Origin of the sequence: Erythrobacter sp. (assembly GCF_023653175.1) — a bacterium.
Classification (GTDB): domain Bacteria; phylum Pseudomonadota; class Alphaproteobacteria; order Sphingomonadales; family Sphingomonadaceae; genus Erythrobacter.
On the sequence record NZ_JAMNXL010000068.1, the window covers coordinates 1 to 17419 of the forward strand.

A 17419-nucleotide genomic window follows, 5' to 3' on the forward strand; every position below is an offset into this window, starting at 1 on the left:
CCGGCCAGCACCAGCACCACGTTGTTGGGGCCGTAATTGTCGGTGAACCACTTGCGCACATCGGTCAGGCTCGCCGCGTCGAGATCGGCCAGCGAGCCGATCGTCGAATGGCGATAGGGGTGGCCGACCGGCAACAGGCCCTCGGCGATCTGGTAGCGCACGAGGCCGTAGGGCGCGTTGTCGCCCTGACGCTTTTCGTTCTGGACAACGCCGCGCTGCTTGTCGAGCTTGTCCTGGGTGATCGCGCCGAGCAGATAGCCCATGCGGTCGCTTTCCATGAACAGTGCCAGATCGAGCGCGCCGGTGGGCACGGTCTCGACATAGTTGGTGCGGTCATACCAGGTCGAGCCATTGGTGCTGGTCGACCCCGCCGCCTCAAGCGGGATGTCGAAATTCTCAACGTTTTCCGAGCCGCCGAACATCAGGTGTTCGAACAGGTGGGCAAAGCCGGTGCGCCCGCGCGGCTCGCTCTTGCTGCCGACGCGGTAATAGACGGTGACGCCGACGATCGGGCTCTTGCGATCCTCGTGGACGATCACGGTGAGGCCGTTGTCGAGCTGGAACTGCTCGTATGGGATGTTCACCTGGGACACGAGCATCGACAGGTCGGCGGGCGCCTGCGGGGCCGCGGGGGCGGCCGCCGGGGCCGGCTTGGGCGCCGCGCTCTCGGCCAGCGCGGGCGAGAAGGGCGCGGCCAGCGCAAGGGCGAGCGCGGAAAGGCTGGCGGTCGCGAAACGGTGGGTCATGGGCATGGGCTCCGGTGAGGGGGTCGCTTGGGGCAGGGCAGGCGCCGGTCAGCGCGCATTGGTGACGGTCTTGATGGTGTGGCGCCGGGCGGCGACGCTCGCCAGAAGATCATCGCGCCAGAAGTGGACCGGCTTCAGCCGGTGTTCGACGAACAGTGTCATCTGGTCGGTGTAATGCGGGCTTTGCGGCCGCGTGCTCGCCGCGCCGAAGGGCTGCACCGAGCGCGAGCTAACCTTCTGGCCCGGCTGCCATTCGATCCACATGATGAAGCTGTCGCCGTGCTTGAGGCTGAGCCGCCCGTCGTCCGCCACGTCCCAGGTGGTCGCGGCGCGCAGCGTGTCCGAACCGCCATCGACAGGCAGGTCGCGCTTGCCCTGCCTGAGGCGCACCAGATCGCCCAACGGCGGGTCGAGCCGGCCGAAATGCTGCATCAGGTGATCGCTTGCCGCCTTCAGTTTCTCGGCCACATCGGGGAAGGGCTTGTTGTTGTAATCGGCGGCCATGAAGTCGCGGATCATCAGCATCGCGATGGCATCGGCTGCGCCTTGCCCGTCGGAGGTGAAGTCCCACGACAGCAGCAGATCGCGCGCCTTGGCGAGATCGCCCTCGGCTGGCATCGCTTCCAGCGCCTCGAACAGGCGGGCGATGTAGCCATCCTGCTCGTAGCCGGTGTCGTACTTGATCCGCTCCAGCGTCGCCCGGTCGAGCACGCTCGCCTCGGTGAGCAGCTTGTAGGCGCGGCGCGAGCGGTTGGTCTGCTTCAGTTCGATTCCCATGGCCGGGGCGAATGCCCCCGGGTCGAGGTCATCGCCGCTACCTGCGGCGGTGAAGGGGGTGTTGTTCGAATTGTAGAGCCACCCGCTCGCCGGGTTCACAATGCGCGGCAGGGCCTTGTAATCGACCGCGCCCTGCCAAATCAGATCCGAGCGGTTGCCGGGCAGCACCGAACGCCAATCCGCCTTCACGCCTTCCGGGCGGTTCGGGATCGCGGCGTTGTAGACATAGGCGATGGTGCCGCTCTGGTCGGCATAGATGAAGTTGGTCGAGGGGATCGCGAGGCGCGACAGCTGCCCCTCCCATTCGGCGAAAGTCTTGGCCTTGTTGAGCCGGTAATAGGCGTCAAGCTGCTGCAATTGCCCGATCCCGCCATAGCGCACTGCAAAGGCGCCCTTGGCGTTGCGGATGACGGGGCCGTGCACCGAGCGCAGAAGCTCCTTGCGGATCGGCAGGACGACAGGCCCCATCTTGACCGGCAGCGTCACCCATTCGCTCTCCAGATCGCGCCACGCCCCGTCGAGCTTGTAGCGCATCCCGGTCTCGTCGAGCTCAAGCTGGTATACGTCGATCATGTCGGGGGTGTTGACCGTGTTGGTCCACCCCAGATGCTCGTTGTGGCCGAGGAAGGGGAAGGGCGATCCGGGGAAATTCGCGCCCGCGAAATGCCAGCCTTCGCCGCTTTCGACCACCAGCTCGTACCACGCGACACCGCCGCGCAGGGGCTGGTGCGAGTTGGAGACCAGGGTCGTCGTGCCGCCGCCCTTCGTGGGCGCGACCGCGAAGGCGTTGGAGCCGAGGTGCTCGGCGTCCTCGCCCAGCGGCAGCACCAGCGTCCGCGCTTGCTTCGGCGCGGCGTTCGGCGCGGGCGCAGCGGCCTCCAGCGGCGGTCGGGGGAAGCCTGGGATGTCGGGGCCGTGCTCGCGGCGCAGGTCCTCGCCTGCCACCAAGGGCCCGATCACGCCGTCCAGCCCGAAGAAGAACGGTTGGCGCAGCGCAAAGCCGGCGGCCACGTCGATCCCGGCGACCGGGAAGAGGTTTGCGAGCTTCAGCTCCTCCGGGTGCTCGGCGGCATATTGGTTGAGGCCCGCCGCATAGGCCTCGAAAAGCGCGCGGGTATCGGCGGGGAGCTTGGGATATTCCCGCTCCGCCGTGCCGCGCGCGTCGATCAGGTGGTAGACATAATCGACCTTCGCGCCGTCCTCACCCGCAATCGCGCCGTAGCGGCCCCGCGACATGGCGACCACGTCCTGAAGCGTGAAGAAATCGTCCTCGGCATGGGCGATGGCGACGCCATAGGCGGTGTCGGCATCGGTCTTGCCGGTAATGTGCGGGACACCCCATTCGTCGCGGATGATCTCGGCCGAGTAGGTGCGCGTGCCCGCCGGAGAAGCGGCGCTCGCCATCATCACAGGCTCCCAGGTGGCGAGCACCGCGAAGGCAAGCACGACCAGAACCACCAGCGCAAAACCGCCGCGCTTCACCCAGATCATGGCGGATTTCTCTCCCAAATCGCTCGTGTCTTCCATCGCTTGGGCGAGCGGCAAGGTCAAGCAGCGACGCGCCCCCTTGCCTTGTGCAGGGAATGAACCCACCTAGTCGGGTAATACACCTCGCGCAGCTTTTTGTGTGTGGGGGCTTGTGTTGCCAATGTGCAACACTATCTGCTGGCGGTACATTTGGAGGGTTTGGACCACCATGAATCTGGAAAAGTTCACCGACCGCGCGAAGGGCTTCCTGCAGGCCGCGCAGACTGTCGCGATCCGCCTCAATCACCAGCGCATCACCCCGCTGCACATCGCCAAGGCTTTGCTGGAAGACAGCGAGGGCATGGCGGCCGGGCTGATCCAGCGCGCGGGCGGGCAGGCGCCGCTGGCTGCGACCGCGGTAGATGCTGGGCTATCCAAGATCCCGGCGGTGACGGGCGGCGGCGCGCAGGCGACACCGGGCCTCGACAATGACGCGGTGCGCCTGCTGGATCAGGCCGAACAGCTCGCTGACAAGGCGGGCGACAGCTACGTCACGGTCGAGCGGATGCTGACCGCGCTGGCCCTTTCGCCGACGCTTGCGGGCGAGGCGCTGAAGGCGGCCGGGATCACCCCGCAATCGCTCAACACCGCGATCGAAGCGCTGCGCGGCGGCAAGCGCGCGGACAGCGCCGGGGCCGAGAGCACCTATGACGCCATGGAAAAATTCGCCCGCGACCTCACCAAGGCCGCGCGCGCGGGCAAGCTCGACCCGGTCATCGGCCGCGACGAGGAAATCCGCCGCACCATCCAGATCCTCGCCCGGCGCACCAAGAACAACCCCGCGCTGATCGGCGAGCCCGGCACCGGCAAGACCGCGATTGCGGAAGGGCTCGCGCTGCGGATCGCCAATGGCGACGTGCCCGACAGCCTCAAGGGCCGCACCCTCATGAGCCTCGACATGGGCGCGCTGATCGCGGGCGCGAAATATCGCGGCGAATTCGAGGAGCGGCTGAAGTCGGTGCTCGACGAGGTGAAGCACGCCGAGGGCCAGATCATCCTGTTCATCGACGAGATGCACACCCTGATAGGGGCGGGCGCTTCGGAAGGTTCGATGGATGCCTCGAACCTCTTGAAGCCCGCCCTGTCGCGCGGCGAACTCCATTGCATTGGCGCGACCACGCTCGACGAGTACCAGAAGTATGTCGAGAAAGACCCGGCCTTGCAGCGCCGCTTCCAGCCTGTGTTCATTGCCGAGCCGAGCGTCGAGGACACCATCTCGATCCTGCGCGGGATCAAGGACAAGTACGAACTCCACCACGGGGTGCGCATCACCGACGGCGCGATTGTCGCGGCGGCCAAGCTCTCCGACCGCTACATCCAGAACCGCTTCCTCCCCGACAAGGCCATCGACCTGATGGACGAGGCGGCCAGCCGCATCCGCATGGAGGTGGAGAGCAAGCCCGAGGAGATCGAGGCGCTCGACCGGCGGATCATCCAGCTCAAGATCGAGGAAAGCGCGCTCAGCAAGGAGACCGACGCCAATTCCAAGGACCGCTTGGTCGCCCTGCGCGAGGAGCTGGCGAATCTCGAGCAGCAATCGGCCGAACTCACCACCCGCTGGCAGAACGAGCGCGACAAGATCGAGGCCGAGGGCAAGATCAAGGAACAGCTCGATGCCGCGCGGCTGGAACTCGAGCAGGCACAGCGCGAGGGCGATCTGGCGAAGGCGGGCGAGCTCAGCTACGGGCGCATCCCCGAACTCGAAAAGCAGCTCGCCGAAGCCCAGGGCCAGGCCGCCAACGCCATGCTGCGCGAGGAGGTGACCGAGGAGGACATCGCCGGCGTCGTCAGCCGCTGGACGGGCGTGCCGGTCGAGAAGATGATGGCGGGCGAGCGCGAGAAGCTGCTGGCGATGGAGAGCATCCTCGGCAAGCGTGTGATCGGCCAGTCGCAGGCGATCGAGGCGGTCTCCAAGGCCGTCCGCCGCGCGCGCGCTGGCTTGCAGGATCCGGGGCGGCCGCTCGGCAGCTTCCTGTTCCTCGGCCCCACGGGCGTCGGCAAGACCGAGCTGACCAAGGCGCTCGCCGGGTTCCTGTTCGACGATGACAGCGCGATGGTGCGCATCGACATGAGCGAGTTCATGGAGAAGCACGCCGTCGCCCGCCTGATCGGCGCGCCTCCGGGCTATGTCGGCTATGAAGAGGGTGGGGTGCTGACCGAGGCCGTGCGCCGCCGCCCCTATCAGGTGGTGCTGTTCGACGAGGTCGAGAAGGCGCACAGCGACGTGTTCAACGTGCTGCTCCAGGTGCTCGACGACGGCCGCCTGACCGACGGGCAGGGGCGGGTGGTGGACTTTGCCAACACGCTGATCATCCTCACCTCGAACCTCGGCAGTCAATACCTTGCCAACCTGCCCGACGGGGCGGAACCGGCGACGGTCGAAAAGGACGTGATGGACGTGGTGCGCGGGCATTTCCGGCCCGAATTCCTCAACCGATTGGACGAGATCATCCTGTTCCACCGCTTGGGGCAGGAGCACATGGCGCCGATCGTCGAGATTCAGGTGGGGCGCGTCCAGAAGCTGCTCGCCGACCGCAAGATCACATTGGACCTCACCGAGGCGGCGCTGCGCTGGCTCGGGCGGGTCGGCTATGATCCGGTCTATGGCGCGCGGCCGCTCAAGCGCGCGGTGCAGCGCTACCTGCAGGACCCGCTCGCCGAGATGCTGCTCGAGGGGCGGCTGCCCGATGGCAGCACCTTGCGCATCGACGAGGGCGACGGGGCGCTGACCATGACCGCAGGCTAAGCACAGGCGCGCTGCTGCGCCGCCCGGGTTCGTCGCTCTGGCAAGAGCGCATACAAAAAAGGCCCCGGCATCGCCGGGGCCTTTCCTGTTTCGGTCGTTCCGATCACTCGGTGATCAGAAAGCGACGGTCGCACCTGCATAGAAGTAGCGGCCCTGGATCGGGTAGATCCCCGAGCCGGCAGCGGTGCCGGACAGCGGAGAGGGCGGCAGCTGATCAAGCACGTTGTCGATACCGCCGTAGAACCGGAACTTGGTGCCCTCCGGCTCGAAGCCGAAGCGCAGGTTGTGATAGACGATGTCCGGGTAGAACGCGAAGGGCGTGGCGTCCGGGTTGGTCGGCCCACGACCCTGGTGGGTGTTCTGCGTTTCCCAATCGTTCACTGCCATCCGCGACAGGAACCGGGCGGTATAGCCCACATCGAACTCGTTGAAGTCGAGGTTCATGAAGACGTTGGCAGCCCAGGTCGGAAGACCCAGCGTCCCGTTCAGGCGAACCGACTGCTCGGGCGCGGTGATGAAGGTGAAGTCTTCACGCTCGAGGTTGTAGGTCAACACGCCGCGGATGCTGAGCTTCACGTTCTCGGACAGATCGGTGTTGTAGTTCATCTCGAAGTCGACACCGCGGGCCTTCAGCTTTGCGAAGTTGAAGGGTGCCTGCAGGAACGACGGGCCGGTCTGGGTCAGGTTGATGTTCGGGATACCGGCGATCACACGGTCACGCTGACCGGCGAAAGTGGCGTTCTCGAACGGATCGGCGCTGGTGCGACGGAACACGGCGGCGCAGAACGGGTTGTCGATGCCCACCGGGTCGTCGTAGCACTGGTTGATGATCGCCTGCGAACCGACCGAGGCGATGACGCTTTCGACCTGGATGTCGTAGTAGTCGACCGAGAAGCTCAGCCCCGGCACGAAGCTCGGCTGGAACACCGCACCCACAGTGAAGGAGTCCGAGGTTTCCGGCTGGAGGTTCGGGTTGCCTGCCGAGACGCCCGAGATGCCCGATGCCGGAGTGTTGGTCCAGGGACGGGTTTCGCCGTTGACGACGAGCGTCGTCGGAACGCCGGCCGCGGCGCAGTTGCGGGCGCGGTTCGGGTTGTCGTTGATGACCGTCTGGTTGCAGGGGTCGACGAGACCGTTGAGGAAGGTTTCCGACGCCGTCGAGAACAGGTCACCGATGTTGGGAGCACGCACCGCGCGGCCATAGGCGGCACGGAAGCGGACATCGCGCACCGGCGAATAGACGATGCCGCCGTTATAGGCCCACACCCCGCCGGTGGCGGTGTTGTAGTCCGAATAACGCACGGCGCCTTCAATGGTCAGTTCCTCGACGAAAGGCATTTCGGCGAGCAGCGGCAGGCGGATTTCGCCGAACAGTTCGCGAATTTCCTGCGCCGGCGGGTTGAAGGCACCGATGGCGTTGAGGAAGGTCGCGCCGCTCACGGTCAGGGGGTCGAAGGCCGAGAAGGCATCTTCACGACGATACTCGGCACCGATCGCGAAGCCGACCGGCCCGCCGGGCAGTTCGAAGAAGCCCTCGGTGTTGCCCGAGATGAACGCCGTGGCATTGATCTGCTCGGCCCACTGTTCGCGCGAGGCGACTGCAAGGACGTAGTCCTTGGCCGCCTGGCTGGCGTTGCCGAAGCCGAACGGGTTGAGCGGGGCGCAGTTCGGATCGGTCACCGTGGTCAGGTTGACGCGGCAGACGATCTGGCCCTGCGCATTGCGGGCCGCATCGGTCGCACGGTTGTAGTTGGCCACGTTCACGTTGCCGCCGGTTTCGTAGTACGTCTCGGTCTGGCCGTAGTTGAACGCCACTTCGTAACGCAGGCTCCCCGTGGACGACAGATCGCCCGAGGCGCCGACGACGACGCGGTAGGTTTCGCGGCGGTGATCTTCGGCGCGCGTGCCAAGGTCATAGTTGAAGCGGAACGCGTTGAAGGTCTGCGTACCGTTCACGACTGCCGCCGAGGTCGGGTCGAGACCCTGGATCGCGATGATCTGCTCGCGGACGCGATCCGTCAGAAACGGGTTGTCGATCCGGTAGCTGGAACGCAGCACGCCCGTGGCGAAGGTCGCCTGGTTGGACGCCTGGATCGAGTCCACGCGCACATACTTGGCTTCGAGGAACGGCTGGAAGGCCGGGCTGATGTCGGCATTGATGAAGATGTTCGCCGAGTAGCGCTGAAGTTCGGGCAGCAGCTGCCCGCCTTCAAGGCCGGTCGAACCCAGGCCGCCGACCACGCCGCCACCGAGCGGACGCAGGTCAGCCGTCGGCACCGAGCGGACCAGTTCGGTACCATCGGCATTGAACGACCAGAAGTGGTTCACGCCGCCGCCGGTCGGGGTGAAGAACGCGGGGACGGTACGACCGTCGACCACGGTCGTGCCCGAGCAGCTCAGCTGCAGCCGCTGGATGTGAATGGCCCGCGCGGTGGGGCTCAGCGCGTCGTATTGCGCATTGGTGAGGTAGGGGCAGACGGTCTGCAGCATGCCGTTGGCGTTGAGCTGCGGGAAGCGCAGCCCATCGATCAGCGACGTGTTGGGGATGCCGTCGAAGTTGCGGTTCGGCGTCTGCGTGATGGTGCGGTTGGCCGGGTTGTAGGTCGAGACCGGCTGCGTGGTGGTGAAGTTCGGGTTGCCCGACAGCGCACCGGTGAAAGAATCGCGCTGCGTGTTCAGCAGCTGGTCGCTGTTGGCATATTCACCGGCAAAGGCGATGTTCAGGCGACCATCGAAGAAGTTCTTGCCGGCCGTGAGGCTGACGAACTGCGAGGCGGCATCGCCTTCATCCGAAAGGCCGGCCTGACCGCGCAGGCGCAGGCCTTCGAAGTCGGTCTTCATGACGAAGTTGACGACGCCCGCGATCGCGTCCGAACCATAGACGGCCGAGTTACCGCCGGTCACGATGTCGACGCGCTCGAGGAGGTCCGAGGGGATGGTGTTCGTGTCGACGTCATAGGTGCCCGGCGACGACGTGACGTGACGACGCCCGTTGACGAGCACCAGGGTGCGCGACGTGCCGAGGTTGCGCAGATCGAGGCGGTTGATGCCGGCGGTGCCGATGAAGCGGGTCGAGTTCGCCTGGGTGAAGGTCGAGCCGAGCTGCGGCAATTCGGCGAGCGCGTCACCGAGCGAAAGCGAACCGCGATCGATCAGGTCTTCGGCCTGGATCGTCGCGACAGGAACGGTCGAATCGAGGTTCGGGCGCAGAATGCGCGAACCGGTCACCGTCATCGTCATGTCGGTCGGTTCTTCGGTTTCCTCCGCCGCGGCAGCGACGTCATCGCCCGCCTCTTGCGCGAGAGCAGGCGAGGCGAATGCGAAGGCGGCGAGGCCAACGCCCGAAAGTAGGCCGACGCGGCGGCCATTAGCCGTCAAGTTTCTCATCTGGTTTCGTCCCCTAGATACAAAGAGTGCGGAAATTGCGTTCCGGAGGACAGACTGCCTACTATCGTAACCTTCTGCCAGTGCGAAGCACGCTTGCATTCACAGAAGCTTCATAGATGTTGCGCGATTGCAACAAAATGGTTCGCAGCGGTGCGTTCCGACCGCCGCGATGATCCACCATGCCGGCGCGCCCCGGCCAAAAAAATGCGGCGAGACCCTGAGGCCTCGCCGCATCAATCATCGGATCGGCAGTCCGATCGTCAGAGCTTGAGGCGGACGCCCGCGTAGTAGCGGCGGCCGAACACGTCATAGACGTCGGCAGCCGTGTCCGAACCGGTCACGTTGCCGGTGATCCCGCTGAGGATGTTCGGCGCTTCATTGTCGAGCAGGTTGTCCACGCCGAGATAGAACTCGAACGCCTCGGTGGCGAAGAAGGTCGCCTGCGCGTCGAGGTAGAATTCGGCAGGGATTTCATAAGCGCGCGGCCCGTCGAACTGGTCGTCGACAAACGAGCGCCCGATGAACGTACCGTTGAAGGTCAGCCGGATATCATCCGTCTGATACGCGACATTGGCCGTGAACCGGTCCTTGGCCGTGCCGATTTCGCCGTCCGACGGATCGGGATCGGCATCGGGCAGCGAGAAGAAGTCGTATTCGAGCACGTGGGTGTAGGCCCCGCGCAGGGTCAGACGATCATTGTCGGACAGGCCGACAGGCGTGAACCACTGCGCCGTCACGTCGACGCCCGAGGTCTTGAGCACGGCGGCATTCACCGACAGGGCGTTGATCAGGTCGATCGAACCTGCACTATTGTTCGACGTTGCGCCCGGACGGCGGGTGATCAGGTCACAGAAGGTCTGGTTGCCCTGAGCGTAGCACTGATCGAGGGTGAACTGCCGCGGGAAGCCCGAGATCACGTCCTCGATCTCGTAATTATAGTAGTCTGCCGTGACCGTCAGATTGCGCAGTGCGTCGAAAGACCGCGGGTTGATGACCACGCCGGCAGTGTAGGACCGGGCAGTTTCTTCGCCAAGGTTCGGGTTGCCGCCATTGAAGCCCGAGATGCCCTGAAGGTCGGGCTGGCTCAGGGTGAAGACACCATTGGCGGCAATGTTGGCGGCCACGCCCGGGTCGGCGCGGCAATTGTCGCCGAGAGCCCCGCCGCCGCTCGCGCCGATCCCGGCGCAGGGATCGACAAGCCCGCTCGGGAAGGTCTGCGAGAGGCCCGAGAACAGTTCGGCCACATTCGGCGCGCGAACCGCCTCGGCGATGGTGCCGCGAAAACGGATGTCCTCGACCGGCTGCCAGGTTCCGGTCACGTTCCAGCTGAACACCGATCCTACCGTCGAATAGTCGGAAATGCGCACCGCGCCGCCGATTTCGAGCAGTTCGAAGAATGGGGTGTCGGCCAGCAGCGGGACGCGCACTTCGGCGTAGGCCTCCTTCACGTCGAACGAACCCGAGGTATCCGGCAGCACGTTCCCGGCGTTGAGGCCGGCATTGGTCAGGGCGTCGTTATCCTCGAAAGACGATTCCTTGCGGTACTCGAATCCCGCAGCAATGCCGAGCGGGCCGGCCGGAAGTTCGAACAGCGAGCCGCCGATGTTCCCCTGCACGACCTGTTGCTGGATGCCGGTCTGGAACGTCCCCTGCGCCGCGATGTAATTCACCGCCGCCTGCGACAGCGCGCCCTCGCCAAAAATATTGGCCGGAGCGCAGCCATTGGCGCGGGCATCGTCGTCGATACAGATCGCTTCGCCGGCGATGCCGTTGCCGTTCTCGTCGCCTATCTCGGCCCGAACCGCGAGCGCGTCGCGGAAGTTGGGCACGTTGACCTGGCCCGAGGAAACCTGGTTCTCGTTCACGCGGCCATAATTGTAGCTGAGATCCCAGCGGAAGCGGTCGTCGAACAGGCCGCCTTCGAGGCCAACCACAAAGCGATAGAAGTTGCGCTCGGTCGAGCCGGTGCGGTTGCCGAATTCCGACAGGCGCCGCACGAACCCGATATCGCGCAGGCCGTCGCCGTTGCTGTCTTCGGACGCGTCGAGGATTTCCTGTGGAACCAGCGGGTTTGCAACAATCAGCCCGAATTCGCCAGGCTCCAGAACCCCGTTGCCATTGAGGTCGATGTTCGCCCGGTTCTCGATGTTGTAGCCACCGCCGGTGGGGAAGACGCCGTTGGCGCCTCCGGATTCGAGCGGGAAGGGCTCGATAATGCGCGACGAAGACGTGTTGTTGAAGGTGCCTTCGAAGAAGAAGTTCACGTCATCGGTGATCTCGTACGTGCCGCGCGCCGCAAACAGGTAACGCTCGACCGGAACGGCCAGAGTGCGGAAGTTCTGGCGGTTGAAGCCGTTGGGTCCGGTGCCCGATCCGATGGTCGCAGTGCAGGTCGGTGCGTTCGAATCGAAGCAGTTCTGCAGGTTGCCGCTCGGATCGTAGGTGAATGGGCCGCCCGCGGTGATGAACCGGCCCTGTGGAGGGAAGGAGGAGAAGAACGGCTCGGTCGGAACTCCGAACTCACCGCCGAAGAAGATCGAATCGATATCGTCGACCCGGGTATTGGGACGCTGGCGCGATAGCAGGCCCTCTTCTTTCGAATATCCCAAGTGAACCATGATATTGCCGCGACCGTCAGCCACGTTGGTGCCGACCGTGACATTCGCCTGATAGCGCGCATCGTCGCCGCGCTCGGTGATATTGTACTGCGCGTTGGCGTCGATGCCTTCGAAATCGGTCTTGTAGATGAAGTTCACGACCCCGGCGACGGCGTCAGAACCATAGAGCGAGGAGGCGCCGCCGGTCAGGATGTCGACCTGCTGCAGGAACTGGGTGGGGATGACGTTGAGGTCGACCGTCGACGAACCGGCAAGGCTCGAGACCACGCGGCGGCCGTTGATAAGCACCAGGGTGCGGTCCGAACCGAGATCGCGAAGGTCGATGGTGGCGATGCCTGTCCCCGAGGTCAGGAAGGCGGCGTTGGTGCGGCTGAGAGTGGGCGTGCCGAACACCGGGTTCTCGAGCAGCAGCTCCTGAATGTTGATGACACCGGAGTCTTCGATCAGCTGCTCGTTGACGATCTGCAGCGGCGCCGGGGAATCGACTTCCGCCGAAGCAATGCGCGATCCGGTGACGACGATCGCCTGCCCCACGTCTTCGTTCGAAGCCGCTTCGCTTTGCGCAGCAGGCTCGGGCGCACCATCTGCTTCCTGCGCATAGGCCGGGGCGCTGACGGTCAGCGCGATAACAGCGGTAGCCGCTCCTGCCTTGAGGAATGCAAGCTTGTTCATCGGGGTAGGTCCTCCATGCGTTTTTGACTCAAGGGGCCGCACGGCGTGGGCCAGCCCCTTCGTTTGGTGGCGATGGGACAGCTCGCGCATGGAATTACTGCTTCAGATTAGGGTCGGGACATTCAGCACAGAAAGAGTGACAAACTTGCAACACAGGGCTGAATTGCCCGAAAGGCTGAACGACAAATCGCAATAAACCTGAATATAATCATTAGATTGTAACATAGATGAAGGTCGCCCTCCTGCGGCCAAAAAGCAACATAGAGCAAAAGTGCCGGCGGTTGGCCGGCCTGACCGTGCCGCCTGCCGGGTTGATCGTGACCTTGGCTGGCGCTCGGCATCTCTCACTTTGACCGCTTGATTTGGTCAGTTCGGTTCAATAGGCGGGGTGGCAATCGGGTGGCGAAGCGAAACCGACTTTCGCGCCGTGCGGCGGTCACAAGCCGAGCTTGAGGAGAGAAACATGACCACAGCTTATATCGTCGAAGCCGTCCGCACTGCGGGCGGGCGCCGTGGCGGGCGGCTCGCCGGAGTGCATCCGGTCGATCTGCTGGCAAAGTCGCTCGATGCGATCGTCGAGCGTTCGGGGATCGACCCCAAGGCGATCGACGATGTGGTGACCGGCTGCGTCAGCCAGGCGGGCGAGCAGGCGATGCAGGTCGGGCGCATGGGGGTGCTGGCATCGAAGCTGCTCCCGCAGTCGACCCCCGCGGTCACCATCGACCGCCAGTGCGGATCCAGCCAGCAGGCGATCCAGTTCGCAGCGCAAGCGGTGATGAGCGGCACGCAGGACGTGGTGATCGCCAGTGGCGTGGAAAGCATGACCCGCGTGCCGATGGGCTCCAACGTCACGCTGCACATGAAGGAAGGCCTCTATCACAAGGCCGATGGCATCGAGGCGAAGTTCCCGGGCATCAACTTCAGCCAGTTCATGGGCGCCGAAATGATCGTCAAGAAGCACGGCTTCACCAAGGACGATCTTGATCGCTTCGCCTTCGCCAGCCACCAGAAGGCGATTGCCGCCACGCAGGGCGGGGCCTTCGGACACGAGATCGTCGCGATTGAAATCGAGACGCCCGAAGGCCCGCAGCTGCACACCGTCGACGAAGGCATCCGCTTCGATGCAACGCTAGAAGGCATCGCGGGCGTCAAGCTGCTCTCGCCGGATGGGGCGATCACCGCGGCCTCGGCCAGCCAGATCTGCGACGGGTCTTCGGCGGTGCTGGTGGTGTCGGAGGCGGCATTGAAGGCCCATGGCCTCAACCCGCTGGCGCGCATCCACAACCTCACCGTGACCGCGGGCGATCCGGTGATCATGCTCGAAGAGCCGCTGTTTGCCACCGACCGCGCCTTGCAGCGCGCCGGGCTCACCATTGATGATATCGACCTGTTCGAGGTGAACGAAGCCTTCGCCTCGGTGCCGCTCGCATGGCTCAAGCACACGGGCGCGGATCCCGAGCGCCTGAACGTCAATGGCGGCGCGATCGCATTGGGCCACCCGCTTGGCGCATCCGGCACCAAGCTGATGGCGACCCTGGTCCACGCCTTGCGCGCGCGCGGCAAGAAATACGGCCTGCAGACGATGTGCGAAGGCGGCGGTGTCGCCAACGTCACCATCATCGAGGCGCTCTAACTCTTTACCATCTGAGAGGAAAAATCATGGAAGTTTCAGCCAACACCCCCGCGGTCGTCACCGGCGGGGCCTCGGGCCTTGGCGCGGCCACCGCGCGCGCGCTCGCCGCGAAGGGCGCGAAGGTCGCGATCTTCGACATGAACGCCGAGAAGGGCGAAGCGCTCGCGGCTGAACTGGGCGGGGTGTTCTGCCTCGTCAACGTGACCAGCGATGCCGATGTCGACGCCGGTTTCGCCAAGGCGCGCGAAGCCCACGGGCAGGAGCGTATCCTTGTGAACTGCGCCGGGATCGGCAACGCGATCAAGACCGCCAGCCGCTCGAAGGAAGACGGCTCGATCAAGCATTTCCCGATTTCGGCCTTCGATTTCGTGATCCAGGTCAACCTGATCGGCACCTTCCGCTGCATCGCCAAGTCGGCCGCGGGCATGATGACCCTCGATCCGCTCGACGAGTTCGGCGAGCGCGGCGCGATCGTCAACACGGCGTCGGTCGCGGGCGAGGACGGCCAGATCGGTCAGGCGGCCTACTCGGCCTCGAAGGCGGGCGTGATCGGCATGACCCTGCCGATCGCGCGCGACCTCATGAACGAGGGCATCCGCGTCAACACCATCCTGCCGGGCATCTTCGACACCCCGCTGCTCGCTGCCGCGCCGCAGAACGTGCGCGATGCGCTGGCGGCATCGGTGCCGTTCCCCAAGCGTCTCGGCATGCCGGTGGAATATGCCAAGCTCGCCATGACCATGATCGAGACCGGCTACTTCAACGGCGAGGACGTGCGTCTCGACGGCGCGATCCGCATGGCCCCGCGCTGATCGCGATGGGCGGTGGCGGATGACCCCGCGCCAAGCCTGCGCCCGGTTGTCGGAGAGGTCGTGCCCAGCCGGCCGACCCCTCCGACCGGAGCCTTCCGGCCCCGTTCACCTCCTCGTTCGTCACCGAGCAGGGAGGGAAGGCGTACGCTCACTCGGAGCCTGCGCCGCCCGGGTGAGTGAAAAGATCACAGAGTCCTTGTGGCAGGCGGCTTGGCGGCCCCCGTCTACGGGCCGGCAATGTCACACGTTCCCGCGTCTGCGCAATCCTAAAAACTAACTAAAGTTAGGTGGCTGGATTTTCGATTGCCGGCACTGCATCGATTGCCCGTGCCAAGAGCCTCGCGCTTGCCGCGCAGTGCCGGACGCGCTGGGCGCTTTCCTGCATGGCAGGCGCTGCGCAAGGTCCCCGCAATGCTGCCCCTGTAGCCCTTCGCATCGCCTGCGCCTCACAAAAACGCGCATGGGCGCAAGGCTTGTTTTCCGTCGCGCCAGCGTGTCTCATATGTCTCCAACACGGGCGCCAAGGCCCGGTCCCGGAGTGAGCCGCTATGACACGATACACCCAGATCACCCTCGTCAAGGCCGATGGCATCGCCACCATCACGTTGAACCGTCCCGACAAGATGAACGCCTATACCCGCACCATGGGGCAGGAGATCATGGCGGCGATGGATGATATCGACGCCGATGATGCGGTTCGCGCGGTGATCTTCACAGGCGCCGGCGAACGCGCCTTCTGCGCCGGCGCGGATCTGACGCCCGAGGGCGGCGGCCATGTGTTCTCCGATCCCACGCAGGTCGACGATCTCTCCGACCCGCGCGTGCGCGACGGCGGGGGCCTGCTGACGCTGCGACTGTTCGAATCCAAGAAGCCGCTGATCTCGGCCTGCAACGGCGTGGCGGTGGGCGTGGGCGCGACGATGCAGCTCGCCATGGACATCCGCCTCGCCAGCGCCACCGCACGCTTCGGCTTCGTCTTCGCGCGGCGCGGGATCGTGCCCGAGGCTGCCTCGAGCTGGTTCCTGCCGCGCATCGTCGGCATTCAGCAGGCATTGGAGTGGTGCTACACCGGCCGGATCTTCGATGCCGAGGAGGCACGGGCAGGGGGCCTCGTGCGTTCAATCCATGCGCCCGAGGATCTGCTCCACGCTGCTCAATCGCTGGCGCGCGAGATCGCCGAGAACACCTCTGGCGTTTCGGTGGCGATGACGCGGGCGATGATGTGGCGGCTCGCCAGCGCCGATCATCCGATGGAAGCCCACAAGATCGACAGCCGCGCGATCTACCGTCTCAGCCGCGGCGCGGACGCCAAGGAGGGCATCGCCAGCTTCCTCGAAAAGCGCCGCGCGATGTATCCCGGCAAGGTCAGCGCCGACATGCCCGATTTCTACCCGTGGTGGGACGAGCGCCCCTATGAGTGAGGATGGGCCGGGGGCAGGCGAGCTGGCGGGCTTCCTTCCCTACCAGCTGTCGGTCACCTCCAACGCAGTCAGCAGCCTGATCGCCGAGCGCTATCGCAAGCGGTTCGGCCTCAAGATCCCCGAATGGCGGGTAATGGCGGTGCTGGGCGATGCCGAGGCGGCGGGGCGCGAACTGACCCAGCGTTCGCTGACCGCGGCGACGGTGATGGACAAGGTCGCGGTCAACCGCGCGGCCCGGGTGCTGGAAGAGCGCGGACTGATCGCGCGGGTGCCCAATCCGGGCGATGGCCGCTCGCACCTGCTGGCGCTGACTGCCGAAGGGCGCGCGATCCATGCCGAGGTGATGCCGCTGGCGCGTGCGACCGAGCGCGAGTTGCTCGAAGGTTTCGGCGGCGCGGAGGAGGCGGATTTGCGCAATCTGCTCGCGCGGCTCAGGGCGCGGGCGATGCGGCTCGCCGAGCCTGCACCCGAATGGCCGGAGCAGGACTGATCCCGCTCCGGCCGTCCCGGGTTGTTACTTGCCCACGTTCGAGTTGACGAGGTTGTCGCTGATCGAACAGGCCGCGGGGCCGAGAATGACGACGAACAGCGTGGGCAGAATGAACACGATCAGCGGCACGGTCATGATCGCGGGCAGACGTGCGGCCTTTTCCTCGGCGCGCATCATGCGCTCGTTACGGAATTCGGCCGAGAGCACGCGCAGCGCCGAGGCGAGCGGGGTGCCGTAGCGTTCGGTCTGGACCATGGTGGTCACCACGCCCTTCACCGCTTCGAGATTGACGCGGTAGGCAAGGTTGTTGAACGCCATGCGCCGTTCGTTGAGGAAGCTGAGTTCGATCGCGGTGAGCGCGAATTCGTCGCCCAGTTCGGGATAGGCGCGGCCCAGTTCCTTGGCGACGCGGTTGAAGGCCGCGTCGACCGTCAGACCGGCCTCGGCGCAGATCACCAGCAGGTCGAGCGCATCGGGCAGGCCCTTCTGGATTTCCTTGGTGCGCTTGGTCGCCTTGTTGATGAGATAGAGCTCGGGGCCCTTGTAGGACAGGAACACCGACATCGCGAAGGCGCCGAGCCGGGTCATCG

General features: G+C 65.2%; 10 protein-coding genes. 5 read left to right on the forward strand and 5 right to left on the reverse strand.

The features are described from left to right. Positions 1–746: pitrilysin family protein (locus NBV68_RS09400; RefSeq protein ID WP_296309115.1), on the reverse strand; the 746-nt coding region annotated here is incomplete at its 3' end. A gap of 48 nt (positions 747–794) precedes the next feature. Further along, entirely contained in the window at positions 795–3014 is a 2220-nt protein-coding gene (locus tag NBV68_RS09405) for an acylase (protein ID WP_296309117.1), read from the reverse strand. A 205-nt stretch (positions 3015–3219) separates the two neighbouring features. On the opposite strand from NBV68_RS09405, the gene clpB reads away from it, so the two are divergent. Then, the gene (clpB, locus tag NBV68_RS09410) at positions 3220–5796 is read left to right on the forward strand and encodes an ATP-dependent chaperone ClpB (RefSeq protein ID WP_296309119.1); all 2577 of its coding nucleotides are present in this window, start codon (positions 3220–3222) and stop codon (positions 5794–5796) included. A gap of 114 nt (positions 5797–5910) precedes the next feature. Here clpB and NBV68_RS09415 read toward each other — a convergent pair whose 3' ends face one another. Then, positions 5911–9183, reverse strand: coding sequence for a TonB-dependent receptor (locus NBV68_RS09415; protein ID WP_296309121.1), 3273 nt, complete (start codon positions 9181–9183; stop codon positions 5911–5913). Positions 9184–9443: 260 nt separating this feature from the next. Beyond that, on the reverse strand, positions 9444–12473 hold the full coding sequence (locus NBV68_RS09420; protein ID WP_296309123.1) for a TonB-dependent receptor: 3030 nt from the start codon (positions 12471–12473) through the stop codon (positions 9444–9446). Positions 12474–12936: 463 nt separating this feature from the next. Here NBV68_RS09420 and NBV68_RS09425 point away from each other — a divergent pair, with 463 nt between their 5' ends. From NBV68_RS09425 to NBV68_RS09440, 4 genes are all read left to right on the forward strand, one after another. After that, positions 12937–14106 carry an acetyl-CoA C-acetyltransferase gene (locus tag NBV68_RS09425; protein ID WP_296309125.1) on the forward strand — a complete coding sequence of 390 codons (1170 nt, stop codon included), beginning with the start codon at positions 12937–12939 and terminating at the stop codon, positions 14104–14106. A 26-nt stretch (positions 14107–14132) separates the two neighbouring features. Further along, the gene (locus NBV68_RS09430) at positions 14133–14918 is read left to right on the forward strand and encodes an SDR family NAD(P)-dependent oxidoreductase (protein WP_296309127.1); all 786 of its coding nucleotides are present in this window, start codon (positions 14133–14135) and stop codon (positions 14916–14918) included. Between the two features lie 548 nt (positions 14919–15466). After that, positions 15467–16339: a crotonase/enoyl-CoA hydratase family protein gene (locus NBV68_RS09435; protein ID WP_296309131.1), complete on the forward strand. Its 873-nt coding sequence runs from the start codon at positions 15467–15469 to the stop codon at positions 16337–16339. After that, positions 16332–16829, forward strand: coding sequence for a MarR family winged helix-turn-helix transcriptional regulator (locus NBV68_RS09440; protein WP_296309132.1), 498 nt, complete (start codon positions 16332–16334; stop codon positions 16827–16829). Before NBV68_RS09435 ends, NBV68_RS09440 begins: the two co-directional genes overlap by 8 nt. A gap of 24 nt (positions 16830–16853) precedes the next feature. On the opposite strand, the gene NBV68_RS09445 is transcribed toward NBV68_RS09440, so the two are convergent. Further along, the coding region (locus tag NBV68_RS09445) for a type II secretion system F family protein (protein ID WP_296309135.1) at positions 16854–17419 on the reverse strand (566 nt) is incomplete at its 5' end.